Origin of the sequence: Pedobacter psychrodurus (genome assembly GCF_004331735.1) — a bacterium.
Lineage (GTDB): Bacteria > Bacteroidota > Bacteroidia > Sphingobacteriales > Sphingobacteriaceae > Pedobacter > Pedobacter psychrodurus.
Window position 1 is genome coordinate 302,849 of sequence record NZ_SJSO01000005.1, and the last position, 19,455, is coordinate 322,303.

General features: G+C 38.1%; 17 protein-coding genes. 10 read left to right on the forward strand and 7 right to left on the reverse strand.

Annotation, left to right across the window (positions count from 1 at the left end):
• Nucleotides 1–272: 272 nt before the first annotated feature.
• From radA to EZ456_RS08145, 4 genes are all read right to left on the reverse strand, one after another.
• Nucleotides 273–1,649 carry a DNA repair protein RadA gene (gene radA, locus EZ456_RS08130; protein WP_131529048.1) on the reverse strand — a complete coding sequence of 459 codons (1,377 nt, stop codon included), beginning with the start codon at nt 1,647–1,649 and terminating at the stop codon, nt 273–275.
• A 520-nt stretch (nt 1,650–2,169) separates the two neighbouring features.
• Entirely contained in the window at nt 2,170–3,720 is a 1,551-nt protein-coding gene (locus EZ456_RS08135) for an Rne/Rng family ribonuclease (RefSeq protein ID WP_131529050.1), read from the reverse strand.
• A gap of 277 nt (nt 3,721–3,997) precedes the next feature.
• Nucleotides 3,998–4,876 (reverse strand): tetratricopeptide repeat protein, encoded by an 879-nt coding sequence (locus EZ456_RS08140; RefSeq protein WP_131529052.1) that lies wholly within the window; start codon nt 4,874–4,876, stop codon nt 3,998–4,000.
• A 9-nt stretch (nt 4,877–4,885) separates the two neighbouring features.
• On the reverse strand, nt 4,886–5,188 hold the full coding sequence (locus tag EZ456_RS08145) for an HU family DNA-binding protein (RefSeq protein WP_025143406.1): 303 nt from the start codon (nt 5,186–5,188) through the stop codon (nt 4,886–4,888).
• A gap of 170 nt (nt 5,189–5,358) precedes the next feature.
• On the opposite strand from EZ456_RS08145, the gene mutY reads away from it, so the two are divergent.
• Both mutY and EZ456_RS08155 read left to right on the forward strand, forming a co-directional pair.
• Nucleotides 5,359–6,420 carry an A/G-specific adenine glycosylase gene (gene mutY, locus EZ456_RS08150; protein WP_131529054.1) on the forward strand — a complete coding sequence of 354 codons (1,062 nt, stop codon included), beginning with the start codon at nt 5,359–5,361 and terminating at the stop codon, nt 6,418–6,420.
• 56 nt (nt 6,421–6,476) lie between these two features.
• Nucleotides 6,477–6,914 (forward strand): single-stranded DNA-binding protein, encoded by a 438-nt coding sequence (locus tag EZ456_RS08155; RefSeq protein ID WP_131529056.1) that lies wholly within the window; start codon nt 6,477–6,479, stop codon nt 6,912–6,914.
• Nucleotides 6,915–7,059: 145 nt separating this feature from the next.
• Here the strand turns inward: EZ456_RS08155 and EZ456_RS08160 are convergent, their stop codons facing one another.
• A complete protein-coding gene (locus tag EZ456_RS08160; protein ID WP_131529058.1) occupies nt 7,060–8,499 on the reverse strand; it encodes a DUF4270 domain-containing protein in 1,440 nt (479 codons plus the stop codon).
• A gap of 21 nt (nt 8,500–8,520) precedes the next feature.
• Nucleotides 8,521–9,345 carry a glycogen/starch synthase gene (locus EZ456_RS08165; RefSeq protein ID WP_225876495.1) on the reverse strand — a complete coding sequence of 275 codons (825 nt, stop codon included), beginning with the start codon at nt 9,343–9,345 and terminating at the stop codon, nt 8,521–8,523.
• A 149-nt stretch (nt 9,346–9,494) separates the two neighbouring features.
• On the opposite strand from EZ456_RS08165, the gene panC reads away from it, so the two are divergent.
• The 4 genes from panC to EZ456_RS08185 all read left to right on the forward strand — a co-directional run bounded on the left by panC (nt 9,495) and on the right by EZ456_RS08185 (nt 13,534).
• Entirely contained in the window at nt 9,495–10,340 is an 846-nt protein-coding gene (panC, locus tag EZ456_RS08170) for a pantoate--beta-alanine ligase (protein ID WP_131529062.1), read from the forward strand.
• A 125-nt stretch (nt 10,341–10,465) separates the two neighbouring features.
• The gene (gene panD, locus EZ456_RS08175; protein WP_131529064.1) at nt 10,466–10,816 is read left to right on the forward strand and encodes an aspartate 1-decarboxylase; all 351 of its coding nucleotides are present in this window, start codon (nt 10,466–10,468) and stop codon (nt 10,814–10,816) included.
• 4 nt (nt 10,817–10,820) lie between these two features.
• Nucleotides 10,821–11,801 carry a lysylphosphatidylglycerol synthase transmembrane domain-containing protein gene (locus EZ456_RS08180; RefSeq protein WP_131529066.1) on the forward strand — a complete coding sequence of 327 codons (981 nt, stop codon included), beginning with the start codon at nt 10,821–10,823 and terminating at the stop codon, nt 11,799–11,801.
• A gap of 593 nt (nt 11,802–12,394) precedes the next feature.
• Nucleotides 12,395–13,534 (forward strand): acyl-CoA dehydrogenase, encoded by a 1,140-nt coding sequence (locus EZ456_RS08185; RefSeq protein ID WP_131529068.1) that lies wholly within the window; start codon nt 12,395–12,397, stop codon nt 13,532–13,534.
• A gap of 64 nt (nt 13,535–13,598) precedes the next feature.
• Here EZ456_RS08185 and EZ456_RS08190 read toward each other — a convergent pair whose 3' ends face one another.
• Nucleotides 13,599–13,943, reverse strand: a complete 345-nt coding sequence (locus EZ456_RS08190; protein WP_131529070.1) for a phage holin family protein — start codon at nt 13,941–13,943, stop codon at nt 13,599–13,601.
• An 18-nt stretch (nt 13,944–13,961) separates the two neighbouring features.
• On the opposite strand from EZ456_RS08190, the gene EZ456_RS08195 reads away from it, so the two are divergent.
• The 4 genes from EZ456_RS08195 (at nt 13,962) to infB (ending at nt 19,445) form a co-directional block, all read left to right on the forward strand.
• A complete protein-coding gene (locus EZ456_RS08195) occupies nt 13,962–14,393 on the forward strand; it encodes a hypothetical protein (RefSeq protein ID WP_131529072.1) in 432 nt (143 codons plus the stop codon).
• 121 nt (nt 14,394–14,514) lie between these two features.
• The gene (gene rimP / locus EZ456_RS08200) at nt 14,515–14,979 is read left to right on the forward strand and encodes a ribosome assembly cofactor RimP (RefSeq protein WP_131529074.1); all 465 of its coding nucleotides are present in this window, start codon (nt 14,515–14,517) and stop codon (nt 14,977–14,979) included.
• Between the two features lie 66 nt (nt 14,980–15,045).
• A complete protein-coding gene (gene nusA / locus EZ456_RS08205; protein WP_131529076.1) occupies nt 15,046–16,290 on the forward strand; it encodes a transcription termination factor NusA in 1,245 nt (414 codons plus the stop codon).
• Nucleotides 16,291–16,352: 62 nt separating this feature from the next.
• The gene (infB, locus tag EZ456_RS08210; RefSeq protein WP_131529078.1) at nt 16,353–19,445 is read left to right on the forward strand and encodes a translation initiation factor IF-2; all 3,093 of its coding nucleotides are present in this window, start codon (nt 16,353–16,355) and stop codon (nt 19,443–19,445) included.
• The last annotated feature ends 10 nt before the right edge of the window (nt 19,446–19,455 follow it).

Sequence of the window (19,455 nt, forward strand, 5' to 3'; positions counted from 1 at the left end):
ATGAAAAGAAAAAAAATCCTCGTCAACATCCGTTAACGAGGAAAATCATCCCTAATAAATCGTGTAATCACATTCTATGATATACATCTCAATTTTTATAGGCAAACCAGAATCCAAAAGTTTAATTCTTGTTTTGATTATGGTTAATATTCTTGTATTCAGATAGTTGTTGTTCTTTTCGCTAGGTTTATTAATATTTGATGATGTTGTAGAAGTGTAGAATATTATCTTCTTTGTGTGGAATGTTGTTGAGTTGTTTCCCCACCTTTTATTTATCCAAAAACAAGACTGAACACTTCTTCTATTTTACTTACTGCTTTTATCTCAAGGTTGTATTTTTCTGTAGCAATTCCTTTCAAATTGTATTTAGAGATGTAAATGGTTTCGAAACCCAATTTGTCTGCTTCGGCAATGCGTTGTTCGATTCTGTTTACTGCTCTTATTTCTCCTGATAAACCTACCTCTGCAGCGAAACAATTTTTTGAAGACACAGCGATATCCTGATGCGATGAAATAATGGCAATTAATACAGCCAGGTCAATTGCAGGATCTTCTACTCTAATTCCGCCGGCGATATTTAAGAAAACATCTTGTGTGCTTAGCCTAAAACCACAGCGTTTTTCTAAAACAGCTAAAAGCATATTCATCCTTTTGGTATCAAAGCCTGTTGCAGAACGTTGAGGGGTTCCATATGCTGCCGAACTCACTAAGGCCTGGGTTTCAATCAACATCGGCCTGGCGCCTTCTAAGGTTGCGGCTATGGCGATTCCGCTCAGCTCTTCGTCGCGTTGTGATAACAAAATCTCTGAAGGATTGGAAACTTCTCTTAAACCACTGCCCTGCATTTCGTAGATACCTAATTCTGCTGCCGCACCAAAACGGTTTTTGATAGATCTTAGAATGCGATAAACGTGGTGCCTGTCGCCTTCAAACTGCAAAACCGTATCAACCATGTGTTCGAGTATTTTAGGCCCTGCAATGGCGCCATCTTTAGTGATATGGCCAATAAGAAAAACAGGTACGCCAGTTTCTTTTGCAAAACGTAATAGTTCGGCAGTACATTCCCTTACCTGCGATACACTGCCTGGTGTTGAATCGATATGAGCTGAATGCAAAGTCTGAATGGAATCTACAACCAAAATTTCAGGTTCCAGAATTTCGATCTGTTTAAATATATTCTGTGTAGAAGTTTCTGTTAAAATGTAACAGTTGGATGATGGGCTTTCCTGAATCCTTTCTGCCCGCATTTTAATCTGCTGTTCGCTTTCTTCGCCAGAAATATACAGTAGTTTCTTTCCTTTTAGGTTTAAAGCAAGCTGAAGCATTAAGGTTGATTTTCCTATGCCGGGTTCGCCACCAATTAATACCAGCGATCCTTCTACCAATCCACCACCTAAAACGCGGTCCAATTCTTTATCGCCAGTTAATATTCTGCGTTCTGTTGATGATTGTATTTCATCAACCTTGCTCGGTTTGCTTAATTTACGGCCAGTGGCATCGCTTTTCCAGGTTGGAACAGAAGCTGAGCTCTTTTCTACAACTTCTTCTACAAAGGTATTCCATTGGTTACATGATGGACATTTACCCAGCCATTTTGCCGATTCGTAGCCACAGCTCTGACAGAAAAATGCACTTTTTGATTTTGCCAATTGATTAAAATTTTAGATTACGAATTTAACTTTTCAAGCTCGAAAGTATTTTTATTTTTTTGAACAATTTAGTGGTAGACGAATGCACTTGAAATAACTTAGATAGACTTTTCAGTTTTAAATCCGACAGAAGTGGCAGCCCCCGATTCTTTATCGGGGCTATAACAAATGGCGGGACCGCTGTAACCCAATGGCTTCTGTATCTGCTTTTCTAATAAATGAGATAATGTTTCAGATAAACAATGATTAAATTGCTGTTCTTTTTTGGAAAGCAGGTTTCTGTGTATATCGGTGACGAAAGTCCTGCCATCCACTTTATTCCGATAGAAACCTGTGAAACAAGCAAGCACACAATAAAAAAACAAAAGAACAGTGCTTAAATCGGGATGCCCGTTCCTGTCAGGTTTAAAGTACTTAGTTAACCTTCCTGTTTTTTTGGCTGTTAGTGGGGATTTGTAATTCGCGTAAACAAAAAAGCCTGAATTTAAAAATCCAGGCTTTCAGTTAAATGTGTTTTGAGTTATAATTTAATCTCTTCATCTTTTGCTGAGATGAAGTGAAACTCGGTTAAGTGATACGATGATTGTGCCTTAACTTTGATCCATTGGCCGTATTTAAAGAACCAGCGGCGTTGAAGGTTGAAAATGCCTTTTGTAATATAAGCTTCGATGTATGGGTGTACACAAAGTGTTACACCTTTTTCATTCTGCTCTCTTAAAATATAATTAAGGTTGTTCTCAATATCATCCATTAAAATGATACTTGCTTTAATTTCTCCAGTCCCATCGCAGGCCGGACATTTTTCTACCGTAACAATATTCATTTCCGGACGCACACGTTGTCTGGTAATTTGTACCAAACCAAATTTGCTTGGAGGCAAAATAGTGTGTTTGGCTCTATCCAATAACATCAGCTCACGCAAATAATCGAATAGCATTTTACGGTTTGTTGGTTTGTGCATATCGATAAAATCGATTACCACAATACCACCCATATCGCGCAAGCGCAGTTGACGGGCAATTTCTTTAGCCGCCTCTTTGTTTACCTGTAAAGCATTCTCTTCTTGATTTTCTTTACTGGCAGTACGGTTTCCACTATTCACGTCTATAACGTGAAGTGCTTCAGTGTGCTCTACAACTAGGTAAGCTCCACCTGGTAAGTTTACCGTTTTTCCGAAAGCATTTTTAATCTGCTTTTCTACACCGAAATGATCGAAGATAGGTTCTTTCTGTTTGTACAGTTTAACGATTTTTTCCATTTCAGGAGAAATATCGTGAACATAAGAACGGATATCATCGTACAACTCTGGTGTACTTACGTAAACGTTTGTAAAATCAGGGTTCAGAATATCACGGATTAACGTAGATGATCTGTCCATTTCTCCCCAAACTCTTTTTGCAGGTTCGGTAGATGGCATTTTTTTAATGAAGTTTTCCCATTTAGCAATTAAATCTAAAAGATCTTTTTGCATTTCGGCAACCCCTCTGCCTTCAGAAACGGTTCTGATAATGACCCCAAAATTTTGAGGTTTAATACTTTCAATAATCTTTTTTAAACGATTACGTTCGGTATTACTTTTAATTTTTTTTGATACAGATATGGTATTGGAGAATGGCACCAGTACCACATACCTGCCGGCAATCGAAATGTCGGAACTTAAACGTGGCCCCTTTGTAGAAATTGGTTCTTTAGCAATTTGTACAGGTAGGAGCATGTTTTTACTGAGCACATCAGAAATTTTGCCTGCCTTGTTAATATCGGCTTCTAGCTTTAAATTATCTAATAATGTGCCTGTAACCGAGCCATTACGCTTGATCTTCGTTAGCTTAATTAAAGATTGTACCTGAGGGCCCAAATCAAAGTAATGCAAAAAAGCATCTTTTTCATAACCAACATCCACGAAAGCAGCATTCAGACCGGGCATAATTTTTTTAATGCGGCCTAAATAAATATCGCCTACAGCGTAGTTAATATTGATTTGTTCTTTGTGAAGCTCAACAAGGTGTTTGTCTTCAATCAACGCTATGGTAACTCCGGCAGGAGTCGAATTGATAATTAATTCTTTTACCAACAGCTACAGATTTAAGGCTTTCGCCTATTAACAAATGGATAGTAAATAAAAACAGTGATGTAGCCAAAAAGATATACAATAAAAAAATCATATAAATTGTTTAAACCTCATAGTGTTTACTATGAGGTTTAACTGGCTTCAAAATAAGAAACTATTTTTTCTTATGTCTGTTTTTTCTTAAACGTTTTTTACGTTTGTGGGTAGCCATTTTATGTCTCTTTCTTTTTTTACCGCTTGGCATAGTTTTAAGTTTTAAATGTTTTTATTAATCTGTTAATTAATTTTTATTCTTTAGTTCAGCCACCTTCTTATCAATGAATGAAGATAAGGTTGGGTTAGCCGCTAATTTTTTGCTTGATAGGTAAGCATTTACTGCTTCTTTATTTCTGCCTAAATTTTCTAAAGCTGTTCCTAAATAAAAATAGGCTTCAGGGGTTGGAGCAGCGGCAATTACGGTGTTAAAACGAGGAATTGCTTTATCAAACTGACCTGATTTTATCGAGAACAATCCTAAATTCATATTCGCCTTTACATTTTTAGGTTCTTTAGCAACAACTTCTAACAACATTGCAATACCTTGCATTGGTGCGCCCAAACCGTTTACTATAGTTACACCTAAGCCTGTTTTGGCTTCAATGTTTGTAGAGTCTTTCTCTAATGCATTTTTGTAAGATACATTGGCTTTCTGCAATAAAGCAGGCTGCGCTATACTATCTTGAGTGCTTTCAAAAGCTTTTATAAATTGATTACCGGCAGCTAACCATGATTTTGATGATGGTTCGCCTTCGGCTACAACTTCTAAATACAGTGCAGATGGAGTAATCTGTTCAACATCGTCCCATTTCTGAGCCAGTTGTTTAGCAAGTTCAATCTTTTCTGCACCATTTGCGCCCTTGTAGCTATTTTCTAAAGCTGTAATATCTGTAGCCAAATTTTTATTGATCACATTCTTTGCAGCAGTAGATGAAGTTTCGAGGTTTAGTACCGATGTTGTTGATGGAGAAGCTGCTCCGGCCATTGGGCCACTGGAAGGCATTTTTCCATTTTCTTCCGTTGGTTTAACCAAACCCTTAATGTCTCTTGTAAATAAGAATGCAACAAGCAATACAATCGCTCCAATAACAATGGTTTGTTTTGATCTGATGTTGCTATTCATATATAAGACTTAGGCTTCTACGTTAATTTTTTTTGAATTACTTTTCACTTTATCAACAAATACTTTTGCTGGTTTAAAGCTTGGAACGAAGTGTTCTGGGATAATTATTGCAGTGTTTTTCGAGATATTTCTCGCAGTTTTTTGCGCTCTCTTTTTAACAACAAAGCTTCCGAAGCCTCTAACGTATACATTTTCCCCGCCAATCATGCTGGTTTTGATAACCTTGAAAAATGCCTCCACTGTTTCCTGTACATCAACCTTCTCAATTCCGGTTTTTGTTGATATTTCTGAAATAATATCTGCCTTAGTCATATTTTATTATTTATTATATTATTATGTTTTAATATTACTACTGTTTTGGGGTTGCAAAAGTATTGCTTTTTAATGAGATAGGGAAATAAAAGATGATTTTTTTATTGCTGAACTTATCAGGCAATTGCAAGTTTTTTTTTAATCGGATAAATAGACCGTAATTTGCAGTAATGACATTTCAAAATGAACTCATCAATTGGTACCTAATAAACAAGAGAGATTTGCCCTGGAGGCATACCAATGATGCCTATACCATCTGGTTATCAGAGGTTATTTTACAACAAACACGAGTAGAGCAAGGGCTTCCGTACTTTAATAAGTTTTTGGAGAATTTTCCTACAGTTGCTGATTTTGCCAGTGCTACTGAGGCCAAAGTTTTGAAGCTTTGGCAAGGCTTGGGTTATTACTCGAGGGGAAGGAATATGCATGCAACCGCTCAAATTGTGGTGAAAGATTACGATGGAATCTTCCCAAATCTACATGATGAGCTCATAAAATTAAAAGGAATTGGTGAATATACAGCTGCTGCCATCTCTTCATTTTCGTCTGGAGAAGCACGGGCTGTAGTAGATGGAAACGTATTTCGGGTACTCTCCAGGTTCTATGGTTTAGCTACGCCAATAAATGGCCCAGCCGGCAAAAAAGAGTTTTATGCGCTAGCTAATGATTTGCTCTATAAAGAAGACCCAGCCCTGTATAATCAGGCTATTATGGAGTTTGGAGCTATGCAGTGTAAGCCGAAATCGCCCAATTGTGGTATTTGTCCACTCAATCAAAGCTGTTATGCCTTTAACCATGGCCAGGTAAATGTGTTGCCGGTTAAAATCCGAAAAGCCGAACAAAAACATCGGTATATAAATTATTTTGTTTGTTTTGAAGATGAAAAAGTATTAATCAGAGAAAGACAAGCAGGGGATATATGGCAGCATTTATATGATTTCCCTAGCGTGGAAACTACAGAAGAATACAAGTGGAGTGATTCATTATTCATCGATCGGGTGAAATCTGTATTCGGAAATGAGGCTGATTTTACATTTATAAGAGCCAAAAAGCACATATTAACTCACCAAATAATCCATATACAATTTTTTGTATTAAAAAATTATATATTTAACTTTAGTAAACAAAAGGAACTTAATTGGGTTTCTTTAAGTAAATTAGATGAGTTACCGCAACCAAAAGTAATCCATGATTTTGTTCTGGAATATTTTTATAAGGACAAAATGGAATAACTAACCAGCTTATTCGGTGCGCATTTACACAACGAAACAACTAACCAAAAATATTTATGTCTGGGATTAACAAAGTTATTTTAGTAGGCCACTTAGGCAAAGACCCTGAAGTGCGACATTTAGACGGTGGCGTAACAGTAGCCAGTTTTCCATTAGCTACATCGGAAACATACAACAAAGACGGTAAAAGAGTAGAACAAACGGAGTGGCACAATATTGTATTATGGCGTGGCTTAGCAGAAGTAGCTTCAAAATACCTGCAAAAAGGCAAACTGGTTTATATAGAGGGTAAGTTAAGAACAAGATCCTTTGAAGATAAAGAAAAGGTTAAAAAATATGTAACAGAAATTGTGGCCGAAAACTTTACCATGTTAGGTAGAAAAAGTGATTTCGAGCAAAGTCCAACTACACCAACGCATCAAAGCGCTGAAGCTAAAATTGAAGATGAATTTACAATTGGCCCATCAGATGAAAATGGAGATCTTCCTTTTTAATTAAGGGGTTTTGTGAATACAAAAAAGCTGCCTGATGAGAGGTAGCTTTTTTTATGCGCTTATTTCATTGGTTCTAGATAATTCTACAAAAAAAAACTCCTGCCAGTCTTGCTAGCAGGAGTTTCTTATAATAACACTAAAATCGTTAATTAATTTTAGTATAGTAAATATTTAACTTTAGCTTATTTGCAGTAGTATTACTAGCGCCTATAATCGATCTTTCAGCAGATGTGGCACTAGATGTTCTCTGGAAATCGGTATAGGATGTAGGGGCTAGGAATGTGCCATAATCTTCGACGTTTTTATCAATTAAGCCTTGAACATAATTGGTTATAATAAAGATGTAACGTTTCTTTAACGAATCAAAATAACCACCAAAAAGTGCTGCACCGCCAGAAGCGCTACTTGAGAATGTTGTATAATCAGGTATGTCGGCGGCTTGTTGTGCAATATCCCAACGATATAAAGAAAGTCGTTGAGCCGCATTAAAAGGGTATGCTGGGGCAGTACCACCAATCTCTACAACTAACTCTGCCTTATTAATAATTGCTTTTCCGTAAGTACTGGTAAAACTTGCCAATTGTGGGAAAGTTAGCTTAGTTTTTACGCCAGCTAAACCCTGCAAATAGGTTACATTATATTGTTGAGTTGGATCTGTTGGAGCAGGAACATCAATTTGTGTTTGCACTTGCGTACCTGTGTAATCGTGTTTAATATTCGCTGCTACTCCCGAAATTAACGTTGCGCTTCCACTAGCGTTTGAAACTAACTTTCCGACAGGGAAATTTACACTTGTAGTGTCTACGCCGCTTGATGAGTTTGTTTTTTTCCAAACCAGTTGCAGGTAAGAGTCTGTTCCCGAAAAGTTAAAGAATGCAATCCCTCCAACTCCTGTAGAAGATGTTTTGTTGATCTGTGCATACAAACCTTTAAATGACTCTAAAAACTTAGCATCTGTTGCTGTTCCGGCGGTACCTAAGTTTAATATGGCGTTTTGTATAAATGCCTTGTTTAAAGGAATTCTGATTTGAGCTGGAACTGTTCTTAGTGTATCAGGTTTGCCTGTAATGATATTAAATACCTTTGGTTTGGTATTAGGGGCAATCTTACCTGTAAAGTTTCCGAGTAATGTGCTATTGTGCGCCTGCTCATCAGAGCTTTTATAATTGGCAACTTTGTTGGTTAGTTGGAAAACATCAATACTATATTTAGAGTTGACGGTATCTCCGTAAAATTTGGTCAAGGTAGAAGTGGTATCTATTTTTAATACCAAAACTGCAGAATCTAATACTGGAGCAGTACCGAAATCGTAACTCATACTCACTGGGTAAACCGTTAATGCTAGGGCAGCCTCCGTTTTTCCAAAATCAGGATCAATCATATATCCTAACGGGTAACGGTTTAATCCGTAGGTATTGGCAGCGTCTTCTTTTACAAGTTGAGACTTAACTGGAGATACCACCAGCGTTCCGGTAATGGCTGTAGCTGGATCAACATCTAAACCCACGCCGTCAGGGTTTTTGCATGATGCAAAAAGAAAAAGACCTATCAACAGGGTTAATAAGTCTTGTTTTGTAAATTTCATATTTAAAATAATAATACCTAATTAAGCAAGTGAAACCAATTCGTCATTCGAAATTTCTTCATAAAAAGTATAGAAGTTTTCAAAATTCTCGGTTAAGTTAAAAGCTAATGTTGGCTTATTGGAATCTTTAACAAATTTTAACATAGCTGCATTTAGGTTTTCATCTGCTAAAACTACTGCATCTGAGTATGTTATGGCACCAATGTGCATGCTGTCGCAATCAGATGGCAAGAATGCTTTCGTATCATCTTCAGTCATATTAGCCATCACCGCTTTCTTAGAAAAATCAGCATTTAATTTCTCAGTAAAGCCATCCTCATAAATAGAATATACTACTTTAGAATTTTTAAAAGTAGGGTCGTTTTTATAAGTCGTTTTAATATAAGCAGGAACCAATGCACTCATCCAGCCATGACAGTGAACGATATCTGGTGCCCAGCCTAATTTTTTAACAGTTTCCAATGCACCTTTACAGAAGAAAACTGTACGCTCGTCATTGTCGTCGAAGAATTTTCCGCTTGCATCTCTAAATACTTGTTTGCGTTGGAAATATTCTTCATTGTCTAAGAAATAAACTTGCATGCGTGCAGCTGGGATGGAGGCTACTTTAATGATTAAAGGATTATCGTTGTCATCTATAATGATGTTCATTCCCGATAAGCGGATTACTTCGTGTAAGCGATTTCTTCTTTCGTTGATGTTACCAAATTTAGGCATCAAGATACGGATTTCGAATCCTTTTTCTTGCATTGCTTGTGGTAATTGGCGCGTAATTTCAGAAATTTTAGTAAGCTCGAGGAAAGGCGACATCTCGTGTGTAACAATCAGCAGCTTCGTTTTTGCCATCTCCATATTCTAAGAAAATATTAAGTTAAATAAAAGATAATGAGCTGCAAAGGTAAGCATAATAATACTATTTATCAATATAGCAAGCATTTGTTTGGTTTCGTTTAGATTAATTTACACCTTTACGGCTTTAATTTACTTTGTCCAAATTGGAAATATTTAAAACCAAAGCAGCACTTAAGGCTTTTTTAAAACCCTTAAAAGCATCAGGTAAAAAAATAGCGCTTGTGCCTACCATGGGTGCTTTGCACAATGGCCATATATCGTTGATAAAATTGGCGCAACACAATGCCGATGTTATTATTTGTAGCATTTTTGTAAATCCAACACAGTTTACAGATCCTAAAGATTTAGAGAAATACCCGCGCCCAATCGAACACGATTTAGCTATGTTAGCAGATGCTGGTTGTAACGGTGTGTTTATGCCTAATGTAGAGGAAATGTATCCCGCCGGGGCCGACGAAGCTTGGCACATTGATTTGGGCAATGCCGAATTTCTATTGGAAGGCGAATTTAGAAAAGGCCACTACCAAGGGGTAACACAAATTGTAAAAAAACTGTTTGATGCCGTTGAACCCGATGTGGCCATGTTCGGACAGAAAGATTTTCAGCAGGTATTAATGATCAAGAATATGCTGGCTTATTTTAAGCTGCCCATCACCATCATTACCTGTCCGATTATCCGCGAAGAGGATGGTTTAGCCATGAGCAGCCGGAATATCCATTTATCAACCGATGACCGCAAGCATTCGCTTGTATTGAGTAAATCGCTACAGTTCGTTATTGATCATTTTAATGAATATTCACTTGCAGAGCTGGTGGATAAGGCAAAAGCATACTATCAGGATATTGAAGGTGTGGAACTCGATTATTTTACAATTGCCAACGGCAATACCCTCGAGCCGGCAAAATCAAAAGACGAAAATAACTTAGTTGCCTTGGTTGCTGCGAAAGTAGGGTCGACCAGGCTGATTGATAATATGATTATAAAATAATGTAAAATGGGAGAGGTAAGAGGGATGATGTAGTTATTGCCCTTTTTCCATCATCCATTTTCCATATTATATCTCTCTTACATCTTCCGTTAGTTAAACTCCAAACTGATTACTAACTTTGCCGAATGGTTATCACAATATTAAAATCGAAAATACACCGTGTTAGGGTAACACAAGCCGAGTTAAACTACGTTGGCAGTATTACGATAGATGAAGATTTGATGGATGCAGCTAACATTATCGCTAATGAAAAGGTGCAGATTGTAAATAATAATAATGGCGCACGTTTCGAAACCTATGTAATTAAAGGCGAACGTAAAACCGGAACCATTTGTTTAAATGGTGCTACAGCCCGTTTGGCACAACTAGGCGATGTTCTCATCATCATGTCATACGGTTCATTACCAATAGAAGAAGCCAAAAAATATAATCCAATATTGGTTTTTCCTGATGATAACAACCATTTGCTAAAATAACCTTGTGATATTCGACCTCAAAACAGCGCTAAAATATATCATCCTGTTTTTAATCGGGATAGTGGTTTTATATTTAGCTTTTCGGGGTCAGGATTTAGAAAAGATTTGGCAGGAAATTAAAACGGCCAATTACTTTTGGGTAGTTATTTCTGCCCTTGCTGTTTTGATTGCCCATGTGTTAAGGGCTTTGCGCTGGCAGATGCTGTATCAGTCTATCCATTACAAAGTAAGTTTCTGGAATGCCTACCATGCCGTAATAATCGGTTATCTGGCTAATCTTGCATTACCCCGGTTTGGTGAAATTGGCCGATGCTCTGTTATTCATAAAACAGAAAAGGTACCGATGTTTGCCTCTATTGGCACTGTAATTACAGAACGGCTTTTTGATGTACTTGTGCTTTTTCTCACCAGCGTAGCAATGTTGATCTTCCAGTACGATATCGTTTCCGATTTTTTGTACAATGTAATTTATCTTAACCTTGTTAAAAAATTAGGGGCCATTAATTATTTGTGGCTGGTTGGAATTGGCATTATTATTCTTTCTCTTATTATAGTCGCGGTCTATTTTCTCCGTCAAAAATTCAGTAAAAAATTCCTGCGCATTTTTGTAAACCTCCGTCAGGGTTTTGGCTCATACAGTAAGCTAAAGCAAAAAGGCCTGTTCTTAACTTATACCTTGGGCATTTGGCTTTTCTACTCACTATCCATGTATTTTGCCTTTTCTTCCATTCAAGCTACCTCTGGATTGCATTTTAGTGCCGCATTTACTGCAATTGTTTTTTCTGGTTTTGCCATGGCAGCCCCCGTTCAGGGCGGTATTGGCGTTTTTCATTGGATGGTTGCCCAGTCATTGGTGTTGTATGGCATATCTTTTAAAGATGGGCTGGCCTATTCTACTATCATTCATTCATCTCAGGTTCTGTTGATTTTAGTTTTAGGGAGTTTAAGTTTGTTCTTGATCTTGACTAAGAAAAAAGCTAAATAATTCTTTTTTCTTTGGGAGTTTTAACGCTGTTTTTATTCCCGATTTTACATTGGGAGATGCCGCTTCCATCCTTAACGCGGGCCAAATAAGTAAATAAATCTGGAGCTGTCGCTACTGCCAGCTAAATGGTGCTGCTATCTTTGGTTAAATAAACCTGACCGACAGCGTTATCCAGATTCTTCCATCTGGATTAAGCAAAGGGCAGGGCTACCGGAACCGAATTATTGCTGCCCTTGCTTTCCAAAAAAACAATTGCTTAACAATTAAACAGTTTTTTTGAAAAGCAGTTTAGAGGCTTTTGGGTCAATTCCAGTCCCGTCATTCGCTATAGTCCAGATGAAGGATCTGGAGCTGCCGCTGCTGCCTGGTTTAAGTGGCTAAATGGTGCTGCTATCTTTGATTAAAGGGAGGGGTTATAGGAATCGAAGTACTGCTGCTATTGCTTTCTAAAAAATAAAAAGTATCGGCGTATTTTGATCGTAGTCCTGCTTTTATATAAACCAGATGAAGCTAAAAATAAATTGCTATGCAGCCATAGTAATTTCGATCATTAATGCTACATTTGATTTACTAACCTTTTATACATAAATGTTATGCATTTTGAATTAAGTGAAGAGCAATTAATGATCCAGCAGGCTGCCCGCGATTTTGCGCAGCAAGAACTAAAGCCTGGGGTAATCGAAAGAGACGAACATCAGAAATTTCCGACCGAGCAGGTAAAAAAATTAGGAGAACTTGGTTTCCTGGGGATGATGGTGAGCGAAAAATATAATGGAAGCGGACTAGATGCCATTTCTTACGTTTTGGTAATGGAAGAGCTTTCTAAAATAGATGCCTCTGCATCTGTGGTGGTTTCGGTAAACAACTCATTGGTTTGTTATGGATTAGAGGCTTATGGTAGCGAAGCCCAAAAAGAAAAATATTTAAAGCCATTGGCAGCTGGAGAAAAAATAGGTGCTTTTTGTTTATCAGAGCCCGAAGCTGGATCTGATGCCACCTCGCAGCGCACAACAGCCGAAGATAAAGGCGATTATTATCTGCTGAATGGTACAAAAAACTGGATTACCAACGGAAGTACCGCATCAACCTACCTGGTTATTGCACAAACCCATCCTGAGTTAAGGCATAAAGGTATCAACGCTTTTATTGTAGAGAAAGGAATGGAAGGTTTTACCGTTGGACCAAAAGAAAATAAATTAGGCATCCGCGGATCTGATACACATTCTTTAATGTTTAACGATGTTAAAGTGCCAAAAGAAAATAGGATTGGTGAAGATGGCTTCGGTTTTAAGTTTGCCATGAAAACTTTAGAAGGCGGGAGGATCGGTATTGCGGCCCAGGCTTTAGGTATTGCACAGGGTGCTTTTGAGTTGGCCACACAGTATGCTAAAGAGCGTAAATCATTCGGGAAACCAATTTCTGAACATCAGGCCATTGCTTTTAAGCTGGCCGATATGGCTACACAGATCGAAGCCGCCAGGTTATTGGTTTATAAGGCTGCATGGTTAAAAGATCAGGGATTACCTTACACACAGGCTGGTTCTATGGCCAAGCTGTTTGCTTCGAAAGTTGCGATGGATGTAACCATCGAAGCGGTACAGGTGCACGGTGGTTATGGTTTTGTAAAAGAATACCATGTGGAACGTTTAATGCGCGATGCTAAAATCACCCAGATTTACGAAGGAACTTCTGAGATTCAGAAAATGGTGATTTCGAGAGAAGTGATCCGTTAGTTTTTGAGCTTGGAGTTGGGAGCTTGGAGTCGTTAGTCCAAACTCTCAACTCAAAACTCCCAACTTAATCTTTCTCTCCAACAACAGCGCTAAACACCGCTTTAATTAAGGCTACAACTATGGCCAGGAACGCTGCTGCGATAAAGCCCGAAGTGTTAAAAGAGGTCATCATGTTATCCACTAATAAAATCATTAAAACGGTAATGATAAATGATACCAGGCCTAGCGTTAAGAAGTTAACAGGGAATGTTAATAGCCTTAAAATGAACCCGATGGTTGAATTTGCTAGTGCAACCAGTACAGCAGCAATGATAGCAGTAGTATAACTATCTACATGTACACCGGGCACTAATTTTGCTCCAATAAAAAAGGCTAATCCCATCAAAAGGATTTCGATAATAAATCTCATAATTGTTTATTTTTGTAAATGTTTAAATGCTTTTTAAAATACCAGGCCGCAATTGCTGTTGTCCTATTTGCACTTTCATGTTCGAATGCAAACAACAGGCCAATAATTAAGTTTTCTGGGGATAGTTCATCAATAATAATTAAAAATATTGATGAGGCAAGTCTTTTAAAAGTTAAAAATGCCTATCAGGATAATGCAGACACACTTAATTTGGTTTCTGTTTTAATAAAACCAGGCGATCTGGACAGTGTACAAGATGAGCTGGAAGTGCCTGGAAAGATCAAAATTCTTGGTGATTCATTAATTTTTAATCCTGATCAGCCCTTTCTTAAAGGTAAAGAATATCTGGTTGAGAGTTACATCGGAATAAAATTTGCAACCGTAGGCGATCTGATTATAGGAAATGGTAAGCAGAATTTAAAAGCGCAGCGACAAACACTTAAACGGTAATAATCAGCATAATAATTAGTACAGGTGTTTGATTTTTTCTAAAAAATTAGTACATTTGCATCGTAATCGAAGAAAAGAGAAGGGGACAGTGTCCCCTTTTTCTATGAAATCAGGTTAAAATATGCAGGTAGAAAAGAGAGTTGCAGCCCTCGTTGAGGAAAAAATAGCAGATCGGCCAGAACTCTTTCTGGTTGAAGTAAAAATGTTGCCAAACAATAAACTAATTATTCATGTTGATGGCGACGAAGGCATTAGCATACAGGATTGTGTGGCCATAAGCAGGCATGTTGGTTTTCATCTCGAAGAAGAAAACGCAATAGAACAGGCTTATAATTTAGAAGTTTCTTCGCCAGGTGTTGGCGAGCCTTTAAGATTAATCCGTCAATACAATAAAAATATTGGCCGTACGGTAAGCATTAAGCTGAAAGAAGGATTAAAAAAAGAAGGGAAACTGCTAGCAGTTACAGAAAATAATCTGCTGATTGAAGAATCAGTTAAAGAAAAAGGGAAAAAGGCGGTAACAATGCAAACAGTTGTACCGTTTAATGATATATTAGAAACAACAGTTTTAGTAAGTTTTAAATAGTAGGATTGGCTTGTTGCATAGATAATCTGTGTAATCTTAACAATCGATTTAATCATAATTAAAAAAATGAGTACTACAACAATTAATTTGATCGACTCTTTTCAAGAGTTTAAAGATTTCAAAAATATAGATCGCCCAACGGTGATCAGTGTGCTGGAAGAAGTTTTTCGTAGCATGTTGCGTAAAAAATACGGAACAGACGAAAACTGTGATGTTATCGTGAATCCAGATAACGGGGATTTGGAGATCTGGAGAACAAGAAAAGTAATGGAAGATGGATTTTCTGAGGATGATGATTTAGAGATCGAGCTTGCTGAAGTTTCTAAATTAGACAGCACTTTAGAGGTTGGCGATGATTATATCGAACAGATTACTTTAGAAAGCTTTGGTCGTAGAGCAATTTTAGCTGCCCGTCAAACTTTGGTGTCTAAAGTATTAGAGTTAGAGAAAGACGAAATCTTCAAAAAATATAAAGATAGAGTAGGTGAAATTGTAACAGGAGAAGTTTACCAGGTTTGGAAGAAAGAAACTTTGGTTTTAGATGATGAAGGTAACGAACTTTTAATGCCTAAAACAGAGCAGATTCCTGCAGATTATTTCAAAAAAGGCGATTCTGTGAGAGCAGTAATCTCTAAAGTAGAAATGATCAATGCCAATCCGAAAATTATCATTTCGAGAACAGCACCAGAATTTTTGCAACGCCTGTTCGAACAGGAAGTTCCAGAAATTTTCGATGGTTTAATTACCGTTAAGAAAATTGTTCGTGAGCCAGGAGAACGTGCTAAAGTTGCTGTTGAATCTTACGATGACCGTATTGATCCGGTTGGAGCATGCGTAGGTATGAAAGGATCCCGTATCCATGGTATCGTTCGCGAGTTGAAAAACGAAAACATTGATGTGATTAACTTCACCAATAATGTTTCATTATACATTACCCGTGCTTTAAGCCCGGCAAAAATCACTTCTATTAAATTGGATGATGAAACCAAACATGCATCGGTTTACTTAAAACCAGATCAGGTTTCATTAGCAATTGGACGTGGCGGACACAATATTAAATTGGCTGGTAAATTAACAGGCTATGAAATTGATGTGTATCGTGAGGCTGGAGAAGAAAGCGACGAGGATGTTGATTTAGAAGAATTCTCAGATGAGATTGATAGCTGGATCATTGATGAATTAAAGGCTATCGGTTGCGATACTGCTAAGAGTGTACTAGCACTTACAGTAGAAGATTTAGTAAAACGCACCGACCTTGAAGAGGAAACCATTAAAGAAGTGGTTCAAATTTTGAAGTCAGAATTTGAATAAGTGGTGTAATTGCCAAATAAACACTACTTTTGTATTAAATAAAAAACAATAACAGGAGCTAAATGTCAGACGACAAACCAATCATTTTAATTAAAGCTATTAAAGAACTTAATATAGGCATGGGTACGGCCGTTGAGTTTTTAAACAAAAAGGGATTCTCTGCCGAGAAAAGCCCTATGTTTAAACTTACGGGAGACATGTATAATGCCTTGTTGAAAGAGTATCAGGGAGATAAGATCGTAAGAGAAGAAGCCAAACAAATAGTGATTGGTAAAATACGTCGTGACGAGCCTGAGACTGAAAAGCCAGTAGAAGCGCCGAAGAAGAATACCGATTTTGAGAAAAATGAAGAGATTTTAATTAAAAATGCTCAATCATTTACCCCTCCGGTAGAGAAACCAAAGGTTGTAGAAACACCTAAGGTAGAAACTCCAGCACCTGCGGCAGCAGCAGAGCCAGTAAAGGAAACTAAGGCAGAAGATAAGGTTGAAGAAACTGGATTGCCAGGAGTTAAAATTGTAGGAAAGATCGATTTAAACGATCTTAACTCAAAAACACGCCCAGCTAAGAAAGAAGAAACACCTGTTGCACCAGCACCAGGTGTAGAACCGCCAGTGGCTAAAACACCAGAACTTGTAAAACCAGTTGAACAACCTAAAGTGGAAGAAAAACCGGTTGAGGTTAAAAAGGAAGAAGCTCATGTTGCACCAGCACCAGTTGTAGAACCGCTAGTGGCTAAAGCACCAGAGCCTGTAAAACCAGTTGAACAACCTAAAGTGGAAGAAAAACCAGCTGAGGTAAAACCGGTAAGCAACGAGCCTGAAGTAATGAAGGCACGTACCGTTAAATTAACTGGTCCGAATATTATTGGTAAAATTGTTTTACCAACAACACCGGATAGAAGAAACGGTCCAGTAGCATCATCTAGCGATAGTGAAGCCGCTAAACGTAAGCGTAAACGCAAAAAAACTCCGGGAGCTCCTGGCCAACCAGGCCAACACGGTGGTCAAGGCCAGCAAGGACAAAATAATCCTGCAGGGCAAGGTCAGGGCCAAGGTGGTGCACCAGGTCAACCTCGTACACCGTATCAAGGTAACAGACCAGCTAGCGGTACACCATACCAAGGTAACAGACCAGCCGGACAAGGTGGAACTCCTTATCAAGGAAATAGAAATAACAACAATAACAGACCAGGTTTCCAAAATAGAAATGCTACACCAAGCGGACCTAAAGAAGAACCTACTGAGAAAGAAATTCAAGATCAGATCAAGGCAACACTTGCTCGTTTAAGTGGAGCAGGGAAATCTGGTAAATTTGCACAACGCGCTAAATTACGTCGTCAGAAACGTGATGATGTTGCTTATAATGCAGAAGAGGCCGCAAACGAACTTGAATCGCAATCGAAAATATTAAAAGTAACAGAATTTGTTACGGCTAATGAATTAGCGAGTATGATGGATGTACAGGTTACCAAAATTATTGGTACTTGTATGAGCCTTGGGATGTTCGTTTCCATTAACCAGCGTTTAGATGCTGAAACTTTAACCATTGTGGCAGATGAGTTTGGTTACGAAATTCAATTCGTAAAACCAGATGAAGATGAAGAGAACGTAATTGAAGAGGAAGATGCAGCAGAAGATTTAATCGAAAGAGCTCCGGTTGTTACGATTATGGGTCACGTCGATCACGGTAAAACGTCGTTGCTGGATTATATTCGTAAAGCAAATGTGGTTGCTGGTGAGGCGGGTGGTATTACCCAGCACATTGGTGCTTATATGGTAACTACACCAACCGGCAAAAAAGTAACTTTCTTAGATACGCCAGGTCACGAGGCCTTTACAGCGATGCGTGCCCGTGGTGCTAAGGTTGCCGACATTGCAATTATTGTAATTGCTGCAGATGATGCAGTAATGCCTCAAACAAAAGAGGCGATTAACCACGCACAAGCGGCAGGGGTTCCATTGGTATTTGCTTTCACAAAAATTGATAAACCAGGTGCTAATTCAGATAAAGTGCGTGAGCAATTATCAGTAATGAATATTTTGGTTGAAGATTGGGGTGGTAAGTATCAATCACAAGAAATCTCAAGCAAAAGCGGCTTAAATGTTGATTTACTTTTAGATAAAGTATTATTAGAGGCTGAATTATTGGAGCTTAAAGCTAATCCAAATAAGAGAGCTACAGGTTCAGTAATTGAATCTGCATTAGATAAAGGTCGTGGAATTGTAACTACAGTATTGGTTCAGGCTGGTACGTTAAGGGTTGGAGATCCAATCTTAGCGGGTAGTTATAGCGGACGTGTTAAAGCTTTAACTAATGAACGTGGACAAAAGGTTGAGTCGGCTGGTCCATCACAACCCGTACAGGTTTTGGGTATGCAAGGCGCACCTACAGCAGGTGATAGATTTAATGCTTTAGAAAGTGAAACCGAAGCGCGTGATATTGCAAACAAACGTATGCAGTTACAACGTGAGCAGGGGTTACGTACACAGAAACACATTACGTTGGATGAGATCGGTCGTCGTTTGGCTATCGGTAACTTTAAAGAGCTTAACATTATCGTTAAAGGTGATGTGGATGGTTCAATTGAAGCATTAGCAGATTCATTGTTGAAACTATCAACTGAGCAGATCCAGATCAATATCATCAGTAAAGGTGTTGGTCAGATTTCAGAATCTGATGTATTGTTAGCTTCGGCTTCAGATGCGATTATTATCGGTTTCCAGGTTCGTCCGTCAACAGGTGCACGTAAACTTGCAGAAGCTGAACAGATCGATATTCGTTTATATTCTATCATCTACGATGCAATCAACGAGATTAAATCGGCAATGGAAGGTATGTTGGATCCAGAGTTTGAAGAGAAAATTGTGGCTAACGTTGAAATTCGTGAGACTTTCAAAATTACTAAAGTGGGTACCATTGCAGGTTGTATGGTATTAGATGGTAAGATTACCCGTAACAGCAAAATCCGTATTGTTAGAGATGGTGTTGTAGTGTACACCGGTGAATTGGCCTCGTTAAAACGCTTTAAAGACGATGTGAAAGAAGTGAATAAAGGTTACGAGTGTGGTTTAAATATTCAGAACTTTAACAACATCGAGGTGGGCGATATCGTAGAAGCTTACGAACAAGTAGAAGTAGCGAGAAAGCTGTAATAGTTTTTCA